Source organism: Paenibacillus sp. V4I7, assembly GCF_030817275.1.
GTDB lineage: Bacteria > Bacillota > Bacilli > Paenibacillales > NBRC-103111 > Paenibacillus_E.
Genome location: NZ_JAUSZD010000002.1, coordinates 4,638,630 through 4,654,958, shown reverse-complemented (window position 1 = coordinate 4,654,958; position 16,329 = coordinate 4,638,630). Strand labels below are relative to the sequence as shown.

Annotated in this window: 9 protein-coding genes; all 9 read left to right on the top strand. The window is 42.8% G+C overall.

Annotated elements, in window-relative coordinates; all coding sequences use genetic code 11:
* The first annotated feature begins 8 nt into the window (after nt 1-8).
* Nucleotides 9-3,410, top strand: a complete 3,402-nt coding sequence (locus tag QFZ80_RS22360) for an alginate lyase family protein (protein ID WP_307561083.1) — start codon at nt 9-11, stop codon at nt 3,408-3,410.
* A 188-nt stretch (nt 3,411-3,598) separates the two neighbouring features.
* Nucleotides 3,599-5,041 (top strand): glycosyl hydrolase family 28 protein, encoded by a 1,443-nt coding sequence (locus QFZ80_RS22355; RefSeq protein WP_307561082.1) that lies wholly within the window; start codon nt 3,599-3,601, stop codon nt 5,039-5,041.
* 111 nt (nt 5,042-5,152) lie between these two features.
* Nucleotides 5,153-6,955 carry a cache domain-containing sensor histidine kinase gene (locus QFZ80_RS22350; RefSeq protein ID WP_307561079.1) on the top strand — a complete coding sequence of 601 codons (1,803 nt, stop codon included), beginning with the start codon at nt 5,153-5,155 and terminating at the stop codon, nt 6,953-6,955.
* Nucleotides 6,930-8,525 carry a response regulator gene (locus QFZ80_RS22345; RefSeq protein WP_307561077.1) on the top strand — a complete coding sequence of 532 codons (1,596 nt, stop codon included), beginning with the start codon at nt 6,930-6,932 and terminating at the stop codon, nt 8,523-8,525. The genes QFZ80_RS22350 and QFZ80_RS22345 overlap by 26 nt, the downstream gene beginning before the upstream one ends.
* 252 nt (nt 8,526-8,777) lie before the next feature.
* A complete protein-coding gene (locus QFZ80_RS22340) occupies nt 8,778-10,109 on the top strand; it encodes an ABC transporter substrate-binding protein (protein ID WP_307561075.1) in 1,332 nt (443 codons plus the stop codon).
* Between the two features lie 75 nt (nt 10,110-10,184).
* The gene (locus QFZ80_RS22335; RefSeq protein ID WP_307554022.1) at nt 10,185-11,090 is read left to right on the top strand and encodes a carbohydrate ABC transporter permease; all 906 of its coding nucleotides are present in this window, start codon (nt 10,185-10,187) and stop codon (nt 11,088-11,090) included.
* 1 nt (nt 11,091) lies between these two features.
* Nucleotides 11,092-11,928: a carbohydrate ABC transporter permease gene (locus QFZ80_RS22330; RefSeq protein ID WP_307554023.1), complete on the top strand. Its 837-nt coding sequence runs from the start codon at nt 11,092-11,094 to the stop codon at nt 11,926-11,928.
* A gap of 382 nt (nt 11,929-12,310) precedes the next feature.
* A complete protein-coding gene (locus tag QFZ80_RS22325) occupies nt 12,311-14,416 on the top strand; it encodes a DUF4185 domain-containing protein (protein WP_307561073.1) in 2,106 nt (701 codons plus the stop codon).
* A gap of 217 nt (nt 14,417-14,633) precedes the next feature.
* Nucleotides 14,634-16,316: a sensor histidine kinase gene (locus QFZ80_RS22320; RefSeq protein ID WP_307554027.1), complete on the top strand. Its 1,683-nt coding sequence runs from the start codon at nt 14,634-14,636 to the stop codon at nt 16,314-16,316.
* The last annotated feature ends 13 nt before the right edge of the window (nt 16,317-16,329 follow it).

Here is a 16,329-nt window from a genome sequence, read left to right as displayed (position 1 = left end):
GTGAGCTCGTGTTAAATCGTATTCATCTTTTGGAAGATTGGCATGTCGCAGGACAACGAAGCGATCATGGTTATGATCTAAGGGAGACTGTAAAAATAGAATATCCAACACCCGCAAATGCTGTAGGCTGGTATCCCATCGGTTTTGAAAGAGGCAATGACTCTTCGCTTGAAGCAATGGGTTGGCATGGATTAAAGCTTCATTTGAATGCGTATGCGGAGGAAACAGAAATAAAGGTCAAAGCTAATTTTATCGATAATCGGAGTGTTAACGCGAGAATTGTACTCGCTGGGTCTGGAAAGCATGATGTAAAGCTGAAGCTGTCCGATTTTGAAATAGAAACGAGTAAAGGGGATATATGGAGATTTCTGAAAAGTTTTGAACTGCAAGGGAATGCTGAATTGATTTCGGCTAGCTTTCATCGAGGAGATCAGATATTTGTTGAAACGAATGTGCTGGGTAAATCTGGTGATGTAGGGGAAGAAGTCGTATACACGATGAGTGTGTATAATTGTTCGGAAGCCAAACAAAATGTTATCATCAAACAAGTATTTGAAGGCTGGGAGTCTTTATTTCCTATTGTTACACCAGCCCAATTTGTTTTAGAGCCGAATGCCAAGCAGGACATAACAGCGATCGTAAAAGTACATGATTATATGGTAGCGGGCGGGCATGAAAATACGCTCCTTAAATTTATTGCTAATGGTGACAGTGATCGTGCTGTTACCGTAGAGTTCAAAACGTTAAGAAGATTGCCGCATCCTTATATTTATCATAACGAGCAGCAGTGGAAAGAAACAAAAGAGAAAATTGATAAGTATCCGAAATTCAAACCTGCGTATGATCAATTAATAGCAACCGCGGATGCATGGGAAGTCAAACCACCAATTGAAGAACGAGATTACTGCTATAACACAAGTGAAGAGCATGATATTATGTCAGCCGCCTATGCTTATGCGCTTACCGAAGACATCAAATACGCTGAGAAAGTGGCTAAATTTCTACGCTATTTCATAGATGAGGAAATAGGGTATCCGAAAAAGAAAAAAGGCTGCAGCCAGAGCTATGTTCAGGAAGGACATTTCTTCCAGCACCTAGCGATCCCTTACGATATTATTCATCAAGCAGGTGTTTTGACGCCTGAAGAACACCAAGGGGTAGAAAAAACGTTTCGCATCTATATGGATATCTTAGATACACATTTACATCAAGGACATATTTCTAATTGGTTATTATCAGAAATAACAGGCGCTTTTTATTGTGCGCTGGCTATAGAAGATATCGAACGAGCCTTACGGTTTGCATTCGGCATGGGGGGCTCCATTCATCACTTGAAATATGGTTTGTTTAATGATGGTTGGTGGCATGAATGTTCCGTTGGGTATAACACATGGGTATCCTCGATGTATATCCACACCGCACATGCCTTGCTTCCTTTCGGAATTAACATTTTGCATACGCATTACCCGATCCCATTTAATGATGAAATCAATAGTACCTATAACGGTGAAGATGTAAAAGTAAGATTCGGCATGTATAACAAAAAGTGGGGTGGCAATAGAAAGAACTATGTCTGTATCAAAGACATGTTCGATGCGACGATCCCATTTTTGGATTACAGGGGGGTCCTGTTTGGTATTAGTGACTCTGATGAAAAGAAATTAGAGGGAGTGCACTTTGGTTCGACTTTCGACTTGGCTTATAGCTATTATAAGGATCCGGAATACATCCCTGTTATCCATCAAAATGTCAATGTGGACCCGATATTTGGACATGCCGAATTGCCGGAGTATCCTTCTTCTTACGTTAAGAACAATGCATATGCGGATAATGTTGGCATAGCGATGTTAAGAAGTCAGACTGAACATAGAGAGCAGAAGGACCAAATTCAAGCGGTTATGCGATATGGCTCACATGGGTATGCTCATGGACATTTTGATCGTACGGAAATCTTATCTATTATGCGTTATGGGCGCAGCTTTTATAACCCTGAGCATGTATGGTGGGGCTATCCGCATTTTATGTATAAATTCTATGTCCAAAACTCGATGACCAAAAATATGGTCGTAGTCGATCAAAAAATGCAGGTGCCCAGTGATTCCAAAAGATTGTTATTTTATAGCGGTAAAGCGATACAGGCTGTTGCAATAGAGACAAATTCGAAATGGTCTTATCCTCCTTATGGCGGAATGATTTACAACGAGACAAAAACTTTAGAAGAAAGATGCAAAATGAATGCGAGTTCATTGCCAGAAGTGAAAGATGCTCCACCTTATGGTGAATTGTCAGAGTTCACAGAACCAATCACACAAAAAAGAGTGATGGGGGTAACCGACGATTATATCGTGATATTTGATTACCTTAAAGGCGAAAAAGAGCATCAATATGATAGCTTGTTCCAAATTAAAGGTTTTAAAGGGATAAAGTCCGATACCTTGAGCGAACTGCAGCATACTAGCCAATTTACCGAAAACCCTCTATCTGATGCACAATTTATAACGGATTGCCATTGGTATGATGTAGTTGGGACAAGTGTCGCAAGCTTTGAAACCATCTTTGGGGAAGGCGAAGATATGCGTGGCACTCGAACCGCCCATAATACACCAGGCTTATTAAAAATGGATGTACACACCGCTTGGCCTAAACAATCGATTCAAATCATTGGCAGAACTGCAGAGGATCACGGATATATGATACCGATCGAGTACCGAGTAGAAGTAGATGGTGATGTAAAAGCAGAAGGTGAGTTTGGCGCATGGCTCCTAAGCGAAGGGAAATGTGACATCGATCTTCAGGGGGCTAAAACATTAACGCTAAGAGTCAAAAATAATCCTACCTACAACGAACAAAAGTATCCGCAAAAAACAAAACAAGGGCTTTTCTGGGGTGAGGCATATGTGGTCACTGCAGATGGCGGGAAGTTTAATCTTTGCGATTTAGACGTAGTCTACGAAAATATTGATCGTGGCTGCGGTATAGGTAAGGACTACGAGGGTGGACGGGTTACGATCGTAGGGAATGAATACCCGAAGGCCATACCTACAAGTCCAGTTGACCATGACAAGGTGGGCATCCTAACCCTTGATTTATCAGGAATAAATGCTGTGCGTTTTGTAGGATTGATTGGAGCCGATGCCTTCCCTGGTGATGAAGCCCAAAGACGCAAAACGTACGCTGTAAGGACGAAAGGTACCATTGGCCGATATATCACCATCGTTGAACCTTTCGAGACGGAAAGCATGATCCTATCCGTGCAGGCTGCCGATGCAAATACGGTCGAAGTGATTCTTAAAGACGGCAGAATACAAATCATAACGGTCAATCAAATTGAACATGACGAAATAACTGTAAATATCTTGGAATACAAAGATGGTATTCTCATCCACAATGAATTAGTGTGTGGTAAGTAAAAAATAACTGCATAATTTGAGTATACACGATGAACTCTCTGTGGAGCTGTAGCGGTTTCATCATCCTAAAAAACCTCAGTTTGATCTTAAAAAACAGCATTTCAGGAGGTTCACCCTCATGATAAGCTTGGAAAGCGTATTGATCTGGTGGGTGCATCTGGAAACTTAATGATATTCAGGAGGAAATAATGACTAGCAGATTAATAGTTTATGAGGCGCCAAAAGGTGCTATTGGACGGAATGACTTCACTGTAAAAGTACGTACAACGGGTCAAGAGTGGCAGCAGCTGTTCGTTTATGAAGTGAAGGTAGATATGCATAACGTTCGCTCTGCATCCATGGTTTATTTCGACATGGAAGGAACGATCGAGGTTCAGGTGACAGTGCTAAACCAAGAAGTCGACCAAGCGGTTATACGTCCGCTATCCACCCATGTTCCATTTTCGATGAATGAGAATGTTGTTACTTTTACATTGGATCGTCCACGTAAGCTGTCCATTGAAATCAACGGTGAGCGATTTAGTAACCTTCATCTTTTTGCCAACCCCATAGAAGAGAGTGTGCCGCAGCAGGACGATCCGAACGTGCTTCTGCTAAAGCCTGCCATTCATCGTACCGAGGATATCTATCGCTTGGCCGCAGCACCTATTCTACCAGGAGGCCATACGCCAAAAGTCATTTACTTTGCTCCAGGTATGCATTATTTGGAGGAAACCATCCTGCGAATACCGTCAAACACGACCGTTTATATAGCTGGAGGCGCAATCGTAGTAGGATCGCTCGTTTGTGAGCATGTGGAGAATGTCCAGATTCGGGGCAGAGGGTTCCTTTATTTGTCTGACTTTCATCGGTTCTCTGCGTTTCGAGGCATCCGAATCCTGTTTTCCACGCATATATCCATCGAAGGCATCATGACGTTGGATCCACCGCATTATAGTATTTATATCGGGAAGTCGGAGCATATCCATATTCGTAACTTCAAGTCGTTTAGTACGCGCGGTTGGTCGGACGGCATCGATATGATGGCGAGCTCTAACATCGAGATTGATGATGTCTTTTTACGCACATCCGATGATTGCATAGCCTTTTATGGTACACGCTGGGATTATCATGGAGATGCGAGAAATCTGACGGTGCGCAATTCGATATTTTGGGCGGATGTCGCTCATGCGTTGATGATCGGAACCCACGGTGACCATGACCAGGATGGGGATACGATTGAGAATGTGTTGTTCGAAAATATCGATATCCTGGAGCACCATGAGCCGCAGGTTAATTATTGGGGAGCCATGGCGATTAACGCCGGAGATAAGAATACAGTCCGAAATGTGACCTATGATAACATTCGGGTGGAGGATTTTGAATTAGGTCAATTGTTTGACCTGCGTGTCGTTTGGAATAAGGACTACAATCCAGTTGCAGGCAACCGAATTGAAAACATTACGTTCCGGAACGTCTCGTATAACGGAAGGAATACGAACCCGAATCGTATTCATGGATTTGATGCAGATCGCGCCGTAGAAGGCGTCCAATTCATCAATCTTCGGATTAATGGTGAATTGATCCTGAGTATTGAGCAAGGAAATATAGATATGAATGAGTACACAAAGGATATTTCCTTTCATTCCTAAATAAGAAAATCCTTGTATCTTTGAGATATAGGGATTTTTTTGCGGTGGTAATATAGGAGCTTTTTGTTATGATAGTCTTACAAGGATTGCGTTTAGGAATGAGGTGAGATTTTGAAAAATAGGACACTGCTGCGACTACGCAAAAGCATTTTCGCCAAGTTTACCCTTTCGTTTATTACCGTTGGGCTAATTCCGCTGCTTGTTTTAAGTTATATTTCACTAAATACGTTTAGTAATTATATGGAAAAATATGTAATTAACAACTTCGAACAAATGCTCTTATTTGCCGGCAAAAATGTGGATGACATGTATATGAAATACAATAATATTTCCAAACTGATGTATTCTTATGGTGTTGGCGGTATGTATGGACAGCTTGGAGAGGCTATCGCGGCTCAGAATCTTGAAGTTGATACGAATTCGGTTAAAATCGTGGACAATTTCCTGCTTACAGCGTTATATACGGATATCCATCTCCAGAGTGTGTTTTTTGTCTATCCGAACGGGAATTTCCAAAGCCTCAATAAAGAAAAGAAGCCATTAGATTTTGATTACGACTACCCGAATAAAGAGTGGGGGAATGCGCTGCTGCTAAATCGCAACCAACTCACCTATTTTCCTACTCATCCTGAAAGTTACTATCTGGGATCAAATACGCAAGTTTTAACCTTTGGACGGAATTTGATTGATGTGCTTGGGGCAAAGGGGCTTGAAGGGCGAATCGTAGGGACATTCTTCATGGATGTCGGGATGGAAGCATTCGATGAAATTTTCAATCAAATGATGCTAAATCCCAAGGATGTGATCTACGTGTTAGATCAGAACAATACGGTGTTATACAGTAATAACAAAGCCAATATTGGGTTAACCTATACCCCTACGGAATCCAGTGACTATCTTTATAGGCAGCAAGATAATGTGAATGTTTCCTGGAAAATTGTAGGCGAGCTTTATAAGGAAGAGATGTTTCAGAAAATTCAGCAAATCATTGGAACCATCACGATTGTGATCGGGTTATGTATGGTGTCACTAATCATGGTTGCCGTATGGTTCTCCAAACGGTTCTCTAAACCGATTCGCAGTATTACAATAGAAATGGCAAAGGTAGAATCAGGCAATTTTGATACGCAAGTGACCGTGCAATCGGTTGATGAGCTCGGTTTATTGTCCCGCGGCTTTAACAAAATGGTGGTTCGTCTGCAAGATTACATCAACGAGGTATATGTCGCCCAGATTAAGCAGAAGCAAGCGGAACTTAACGCTTTAAAGAGTCAAATCCGGCCGCACTATTTGTATAACACCTTGGAAGTCATTCGAATGAGTGCGGTAGCCAATGACGATAATGAAGTTGGGGATATGATTTTATCACTATCACATCAGTTGAAATATGTGTTGGATTACGGCCAAGAAACGGTGACTCTGCAAGAAGAGAAGACGAACATAGAGCAGTATTTCCGGCTTATGGAGCTTCGTTATGGTGAACACAAGCTAGCCATGGATTTCCGCTATGAAGGGGATGTCTTGGGCTGCGTGTTACCGAAACTATCAATACAGCCCATCGTTGAGAATGCGGTGTATCACGGTATCATGCCTAAGTCTGGCAAAGGAACCATAAGAGTTATAGCTGAGAAGCTATCGGATCATCTTCTTAGCGTAACGGTCGATGACGATGGTATTGGGATGACGGAAGAAACACTGCAGCAGGTTCGTCAGAAGTTGGAGAGCAGCTATTCGGTGGAATCAGGGAGCAGCAGCATCGGGTTAAAAAATGTTCACGATCGCATCGTAACGTTGTACGGGTCGGATTACGGTATTGAGATTACTAGTAGTAAGGATATAGGTACCTCCGTAAGGATGGTTATTCCGCTTGGACAAGAGGTGATTACGTATGCTGAACGCCATACTAGCCGATGATGAACCGATTATTATTAAAGGCTTGAGAAAGCTGATCCCCTGGCAAGAGCTCGGCATTCAAATCATTGGGGAAGCAAGGACGGGAAAAGGGCTCATTGAGCTCATTGAGAAGGAAAGTCCGGATCTGGTCATAACGGATATTAGTATGCCCGATGGTACAGGGATTGATGTTATTAAGGAAGTACAAAAGCGTAGACTTCATACGAAAATTATTTTTATCAGCGCGTATCAAGAGTTTTCTTATGCCAAGGATGCGCTAGCGTTCGGTGCTGTAGATTATTTAGTGAAGCCTATCGAGAAGAACCTGCTTCTTGAAGCCGTGCAAAAAGCTGCAGCCCTGCTGCAGGAAGAAAGCGAAGAACAAACCTTCAAAGGCAAGTTAACTGTTTATGAGAAAAAGGATAAAAACACGCAGCTAGAGGAATTGTTCGATCGGTTAACGGAAGGCGATATCCGTATGGAAGAAGCAGCACGCAAGCTGCAGGCTTTAGACGCGCACTTCCCTCAAGAATGTTTTACCATTATGATGCTAGAGATAGAGCAGCTTCAGGTATTAAACAGTAAATGGGAGGAGCATGAGAAACGTCTATTGCTATTTGCGATTTCGAATCTGACCGATGAGCTGCTTCGTGAATATGGATTGGGATTAGTCATTCGTAAGTCTGATAACCTATGCGCGATCGTCAATCATCCGGCAGAACGTGGTATATTACCTTTAGCCGAAGAAATTCTGGACAAGGTCCGTTATTTTTTGAAAATAAGCCTTACCATTAGCGTAGGAGAAACGGTTTCGGACATCAATCAAATCAAGAGCTCTTACTCATCAGCGGTGCAAGCGCTTAAAAGCAGCTTTTTCACCGGCGGCGGCAAAGTGATTCCGCGGCTATCGCTGCCCATAGCAGGACATGAATCGGAACGACAATTGAATGAGATTCGACAATCCATCATGCAAGATCTGCTTGCTAAAAAGAGAGAGCAGCTGACGCTGAGAATGGAAGAATTGTTCACTCAAGTAGAGGCATTAGCTCGTGGAAGTAAAGAGGCAGCAGTGATGAGCTGCTATACGGTACTCATGGAGCTGACAGAGGAGTTAACTGGGGTCGGCATAGGGCCTAGCGCTTCGAAGCAGGAGCAGCAGGAGTGGACTCTTTCGATGCATGCGTTCAATTATTTCGAGGAGTTGAAAGCATTTATAACCTCCAAAATCACAGATATGCTAGAGCAGCTGCATCTAGCAGGTGGAGGCAAGGAAGCTCAGCAAATGAAGTTTGTGAAAGAATATATGGAGCAGCATTACAGTGAAAACATTACGCTCGAAAGCATTGCCTCCATGGTGTATATGAATCCCTATTATTTCAGCAGCTTTTTCAAAAAACATACGAATGAGAATTTTAAACAGTATTTGACCGATATTCGCCTGAAGCAAGCGGTTAAATTATTACTGCAAACGGATTTGATGGTTTATGAAATCGCTGAGCAGGTCGGGTACAATAATGCCAGGCAGTTTAGCGATATGTTCAAGAAAAGCTATGGCAAGCTGCCTCAAGAATATAAGACACGGAAAGAATGACATGCGCTTGACCCTCTTTAAATGATCCTCTACCAGCTGATAATAGAAGTTGGTGGAGGTTTTTTCTATTCTGAGTTTGTTAAAACGACATTTTTCAACACATCTTAAAATCATGCATATGGAACTTAAAAAACTTCATTCTAAAGCAAATTTGCATGTGTTAAATTGAAATCACGGAATAGATGCAGGGCCGAATCAGATGTAAATCGACAGGTCACCGTCAATGGATTCATAAAGGGAGGATTATCAGACATGTCCAAAAAAATGACAAAAGTATTAGTAGGAACGACAGCGATTGCTCTTGTTCTAACAGCATGCGGCGGAAAAGAAACTACGAACTCAAGCTCTCCAGCAGCTTCAACAGCTGCAAGTGCAGCACCTAAGAAAGATGTGACCTTCAGCGTTATTTACGCGACAGGTGATCCAGCAACGAAACAAGCGGTAGCTAATTCGATATCGGCCTTTACCAAAGCTAATCCTCATATCAAAATTAAAGATCTTAGTGAAACTACATCGGCTTCCTACCTGGATTTCTTGAAAACGAAGGATGCAGTAGGGGAATTCCCGGATCTGGTTGAAATGCGTGACACGCAGCTATTCGCTGATAATGGTAAACTTGCAGAATTACCTAAGGAATTGCAAGGTTTGTTCGAATCGATTCCTCAAGTAAACGGTAAAGTCTATAATGCGCCAATCGCTCTGGAACCGCCACACGGGATTATTTACAGCAAAAAAGCTTATGCAGATGCAGGTATAACAGAAGAGCCTAAAACTTACGCAGACTTTCTTGCAGCACAGGAGAAGTTGAAGGCCAAAGGCATTTCGCCGATCGTGATGGGCGGCAAGGATATTTTCCACTGGGGCTTCTGGATTAATAAATTTTTCATGGACGAAGTTCATGGCGATGACCCTAACTGGAATTCCAAGCGTTCTAAAGGTGAAGTAAGCTTCGCGGACGCAGGACCTACGAAAGCGATGACTCTTTTCACTGAACTCTTTACTAAAGGATATGTAGATCCGGGCTTTATGAGTACAGCTGATAACCAAACGGCTTCGATGCTTGTAACAGGCAAAGCGGCCAGCTTGTTCTCCGGTCCTTGGATGTTCCCGCAAATTGCGCAAGCGGATCCTAAATTCGAATTTGGTTTCTATCCGGTTCCAGATCAAAAAGGCAGAATTATTGTCAACGGGTTGGCGAAACCTTCTGGATGGACGCTATCCGCTGCGGCAGCTAAAGATCCGGATAAAGTGGCAGCGATGAGCGAATTTATTAAGTTCTTCTTCAGCAAAGACAACTATGCGGCTTATCTGAAATCAGCGAGCGCAATTCCTTCTACCAAAGAGAAAATCAGCTATGAAGCCAGTCCCCAGCTTAAAGAGGTTCTCGATTTGATGGCTGATCCGAAGACAATTAAATCCCTTCAAATCAATGCGTTCTGGGGTGAGAATCAAATGCCTCCAACATGGCGCAACTGGTTCTATAAGCTTGCTCAGGATTGGATAATTAAAAAGGACTTCAGCGCAGATTACATGAAAAAAGCGGACGCGGAATGGGATGCTGCCGTTAAAGCAATGAAAAAATAATACTCGGCTACAAATGAAGGAACCTCTGCAGGCAGCGGAGGTTCTCCTTCTTTAAGCCTATTGGAGCGTGAGAGAATGGCAACCACCATACAAAGAGAAAAGAGAAAGAAGTCGTGGCTTTCCTATTCCGTACTATTTCTTCTACCAGCTTTTATTCTATATACCATGTTCGTAATTGTTCCTACATTTGGCAGTTTGTATCTAAGTTTTACTTCATGGGATGGAATAAGTAATGATATCCGTTATATTGGCTTTGATAACTTTGTAGAAATGTGGCACAGTGACCGCGTGCATAACGCTCTCAAAAATACACTCATTCTTTCCATTGTTTTGGTTGTTTTAGAGAATATCATTGCTTTAGCCCTGGCTATGTTGGTTGATCAAGTGAAATGGTTCAGAAACCTCTTTAGAAGCATATTTTATTTGCCAGTTCTATTAAGCGGTATCGTATTGGGTTTCGTTTGGACAATTATTTTAAACTATAACTTCGGTGTGCTTACGCAGATACTGGATAAGTTAAACTTATCTTCTCTAAAGCTTGATTGGCTTGGAAATCCAGATTATGCACTCATCGCTATCATCATCTTTACAGTTTGGAAGGCATCAGGCTACTATATGATTATTTATTTAGCCGGTCTTCAAGGGATCCCGCCTGAATTAACCGAAGCGGCAAGTATTGATGGAGCCAACCGCTGGCAGCAATTCAGACATATCACATTTCCTTTGCTTGCGGGTGCCTTTACGGTATGTATGATGCTGTCGATGATTGGATCTTTGAAAATATTCGATCAAATCGCCGTTATGACCGATGGTGGTCCTGGTTTCTCGACAGAAACATTGACTTATATCATCTATAAAGTAGGTTTTGGTGAGTTAAGACAAGGTTATGGAACGGCACTATCGCTTGTACTATTCATATTGATCATGATTGTCTCGATTATTCAAATTAAGGTTCTTCGCAAAAGGGAGGTTCAGATGTAACATGAAAACACTAAGACAAAAAAAAGGGTTAGATCTGCTCCTCTTTATCATAACCTTATTTATCGCTATTATTTTCTTTTTTCCCATTTATTTCACTCTCATATCGGCATTCAAAAGCAATGGAGAGATCTTGCGAGATGCGATCGCATTTCCAACCAGCTTGTATGTAGAAAGCTTTAAATATTTATTGACAGAGACTGATTTTCCTCATGCTATGTTGAATAGTATTCTATTGACCCTAGTCTCGATTATTTGCATGGTCGGTGTTATTCCAATGGCGGCTTATGCGATTGAACGAACGAACAAAATGTGGACATATCTTGTGTATGTATACTTTCTAGCCGGGATGATGATTCCTTTTCAAGTGTATATGATTCCGTTGTTCAAGGAAATGAAAATGCTAGGGTTGTATGGAAGTTTGGGATCCCCGGTTCTTATCTATATTTCCGGTTCGGTTGGGTTCGGATGTTTGCTGTATACGAGCTTTTTGAAGGGAATTCCTCGCGAGATTGAAGAAGCCGCTGAGATTGACGGATGTTCCAAATACGGTATATTTTGGCGAATTGTATTTCCGCTGCTGGGACCTTGTACGGCGAGTATGGTGGTACTTCAAGGCCTCGGAATTTGGAACGACTTCTTGATGCCTAGCCTCGTGCTTCCATCCGATAAACCAAAAACGATGATTGTAGAAATATTTGGTTTTGTAGGTGAATATGCGTCTCGATGGGATATGGTGTTTGCCGGTACGGCCATGTCTATCGTTCCTGTTCTTATCGCATTTATCGCGCTGCAAAAGTATTTCATCAAAGGAGTCGCAGCAGGAGCCACAAAGGGCTGACGGAAAGATGTAACCGATGTGGGATACCAAGTTACTCAGAATCAGGGAGATATTACCCAGGAAATAGTTGCAGAGTCAGCTGAAATTTATAATAAGAGGAACAAATCGAAGCCTTTTAAAGTGGATTATATTCACTTGAAAGGCTTTTTTGATTGTATGTACTCGGCAAAGTACGTATACGTTTTCGCGAGTAGCAAGAATGGACAATGAATAACAAATACCAACAAAGAAAATAGGTAAGTAGTCTGATAATATTAGCCATGTAATCGGAGAATGGTTACGGTTACAAGGAGGTGTGACATGCCTTGTTGAATGAAGGTCGGAGAACATAGCCTCAGCAGAAAATCCGAGAGTATTTTAAAAAAGAAGGTGGCTAAGTGATATGAAGACATTTAGGAAAAAAAGCAAATGCGTAATTCTGGTTTCAGTGGCTTCTTGCTGGATGCTTGCAGGTGCGCCGTCATTACCGGCGCACGCAGTCGTGCCGCAGGACAGCACTTTTTTCTCCACAACAGCAATCGAATCGTCGGATACAATCAATACGGCTTCACAAGGCGACTTATGGGCATCGTGCTGGGCAGATGACGGCCATCTGTATGCGGCCAACGGAGATGGAAAAGGCTTTACGCTCGGTTCGACATCACCAAACAGCATACCGCCTGCGCCACCGAACCCTGACATCGCTGTCAACCGCATTTCCGGCAGCATTGGCAGCCTTAGCGGTGCGACGCTTGCCACTAATCATGCAGTTGGACAAATTTGGAACACAAGTGGCTCTTACAACCGCAAGCCGACCGGGATGGTGTGCGTGAACGGAGAACTCTATTTGGCCGTGCAGGATTTAAACCTCGACTTCAATGATGCGCCGAATGCGACGATCGCGAAATCGACAGATCACGGTACGACTTGGACATGGAACACAGCAGCTCCGATGTTTAACAATCATACATTCACTACAATTATGTTCCTTGACTATGGACAAAATTCAGCGTGGAATACGTTTGACAATTATGTATACGCTTACGGGCTCGATAATAACTGGCGGGATTCGTTCGACAATACGGTGTCCGATCCCAACAAGCTGTTCCTCGCGAGAATACCGAAGTCGAGTATCCAAAACCGTACGACTTGGGAGTTTTACACCGGAGACTTGAATGGGAACGCGACCTGGTCGAGCGATATCAACCTGCGAAAGCCTGTGCTTCAGGACGACCGGCGCATTTACGCAAGCACCCGCGATTCCGCCCATCCGAGCAATACGTCAGTCTTGTCGCAGGGCGGTATTGTCTATAATAAAGCATTAAATCGTTACTTGTATACGTCGTGGACGGAGTACACATTTGAATTTTACGAAGCGCCGCAGCCATGGGGGCCGTGGAAAAAGTTCATGACCAAAGATTTTGGCGGTTATCCTTGGTCGGATACGAAGAATGGCGGATACACGACGGTTATCCCTTCCAAATACATTAGCGCCGACGGGAAAACGATGTACGTACAGTCCAACACATTCGTCGGCGGAGCGACCAATTATAACTTCTCGCTGCGCAAGTTCGTCGTAGAACCATACGTTTCGACTACAGCGGCGAACTTGAAAAGTGACACGATCAATTTGGCAGCTCCGGCAAACGGTACGAAGCCTATCGAGAAGGTTGCGCATTACGGCAATACACAATTCTACAATGACGACAGCACCACGCAAAATGAGGATAGCTGGGATCAAGAGAATAAGACGACAGACTGGTGGGGCTATATGTGGCCTCGGAATTACAACATGAACAAACTCGTTTACACAACCGGGCAAATGTTTAGCGACGGCGGCTGGTTCAGTGGCGACTTGAAGGTGCAGATACGCCGTAACTCGCAATGGGTAGACGCAACGAACGTGCAGGTCGGGCCGAATTACCCTTATAACAATACGGCAGGTCCCAATAAGTCATATACGTTTACGTTTGACGACACTTGGGGAGACGGCATACGCATCATCGGTACGCCCGGAGGCAGTGCAAAATTTACCTCCATCAGTGAATTGGCGGTCTACTATGCCAGCGGTGTCGTGCAGGATGCGGGCTTTGAGAATCAAGCGAATTCAACGGTTTCCGCACCTTGGACTACGGATGGGCCGGACAGCAAAGGCATCGACCGAGGCAGCGGTTTTGCGCATAGCGGGGCGAATAACGCCTGGATCCGAACGTCGACAACGAATTGGAACGCCCTGATGCAGCAAGTGAACGTGCTGCCGAACACCAATTATGTGCTGAAGGGCTGGATTCGGAACTCGAACAACTTCTCGGGCGGTTTCTTCGGCGTACGCAACTCGTCTGGAGGCGTCATTAGCGAAGTTAATTATGGAGGTTTACTGAACTATACACAGCAAACAATCGCCTTTAATTCTGGCTCTAATACATCCGTCACACTTTTCGTTGGCTATTGGGCTCCGGGGGTTGACTCATGGATTCAAGTTGATGATATCGTTTTGGAAAAACCATAGCAGAACAAGGATGGTGAAAAGCATGTATCGATTCAAAATACTCGCTTCACTCATCGTTGAATCAATTTCTTACAGGCCGCCTCTTACGGGTGGCCTGTTTTTTTACGTCATCATTCAATTGAGCAATTTGGGATAAGTTTTGTTCAGTTCGGCTAAATCTTTATTTGATAAATGGGATTACAATTTGAGTATGAACCTCATTGCAAAGGAGAACGGCATGCATACTTCGCTCAAGTCGAAGATCATCCTATTTTTTATACTTTTTTCTAGTCTTATCTTACTGTTGCAGATCGGGATATTTCAGCATTGGATGGGCGCCATTATTTTGAAAAAGTCGGACACCTATTTTCAAGAAACCGTTAATCAGGTTGGAAAACGGGTAGAGCTTCAAACGAAGCAGTTTAATAATTTGGCAGTGGGGATGAGAAATAATCAAGTTGTGAAAAATTATTTATCGGATCTTAAAAATCATACGATTAATTACAATATCGCCAAATACAAAATCAGTAATGAAATATTAAGAACAACCAATATGGAATGGATAGACAATATCTACATCTTTCCAGTCAGCACACAGCCGATTAATTTATACTACTCGACTGCTGTTTTTGAAGCGGATGAAACGATTAAAAAGTTGTTAAATGAGGGTTTCAAAAACAATCCAGATGAAATGGTATGGACGGATTTACAGTCGGAACCGTATTCTTTCTCCGCCCTTTGTCTGATTCATGAAAAAGATCGTTTGGGCATACTCAAAATTAGTCTGAATGAACTCCTTTTTAGTCAGATTTTAGATGAAGTGCATCTGGGAAAGGAAGGGAAGGCCTACCTTGCCAAAGATAATACGATCATTTACGCGAAAAATCGGGAGTTCATTGGAAAACCGGTGTCCGTTCTGGACAATATGCTCAGTACCCAAGTGGAAGTTGAGCTCGAGGAAAAGGGGTGGAAGATCATTGGAGCTGTGCCTCAAGCCGAAATTCTACATCAAATCGACCAATTCAATCGGATTTTTATTTTCATGGTCATCTGTATTCTAGCGGCTATTATGGCATTCGCGATCGCTACGGCACAGGTCGTTTTGCGGCCTTTAAGAAAGATCATGAGAGGGATGGAAAGTGTTCAGCAAGGCAACTTACACGTTGTTCTGGATCATAAGAGCAATGATGAATTTAGAACGATCTTCTCTCATTTCAATTACATGGTAGAACGGATTAATCATCTCATTGAAACGATCTATCAGCAGCAGACACATCATAGGAAAGCAGAATTACTGAGCTTACTCTCCAAGTTAAATCCTCATTTTTTGTACAATTCGTTAGATATGATTTATTGGAAGGCCATTATGAAAGAAGAAGAGGAGATTGGAGGAAGTATTGTTGCCCTCTCCAATATTCTCAGGTACTCGATATCGCATCAAAATGAGTTTGTGACAGTGACGGAAGACATGGAACAGTTAGCGAATTATTTGATGATCCAAAGAATGAGATATGAAGATAAATTGCAATATGAATTTGAGATTCAACATGAGATAGTGGACTATAAAATTCCTAAGCTGGTCATTCAACCATTGGTTGAAAATGCCATTAAATATGCCTTCCAGGATATGAAGCATGATGGAATTATTCAAATTCGGGGTTATATGGATGCGGATGGTTTGTATTTTGAGGTGGCCGACAATGGGATTGGCATGTCAGAGGGGAAAATTCAGATGCTCTTGTCAACTTGCGAGTCTGTAAGCGAGGAAGCGGGGTTGGGGATCCAACTCGTTCATCAAAGAGCGAAGTATATGTATGGAGAGGAGTATGGGGTTTCTATTGACAGTGTAGTCGGAAAAGGAACAACAATTAAAGTGAGACTGGGCATAAGAAAAGAGATAAATCTGGCGGCAGTGATGTGAGCGCTATCATTAA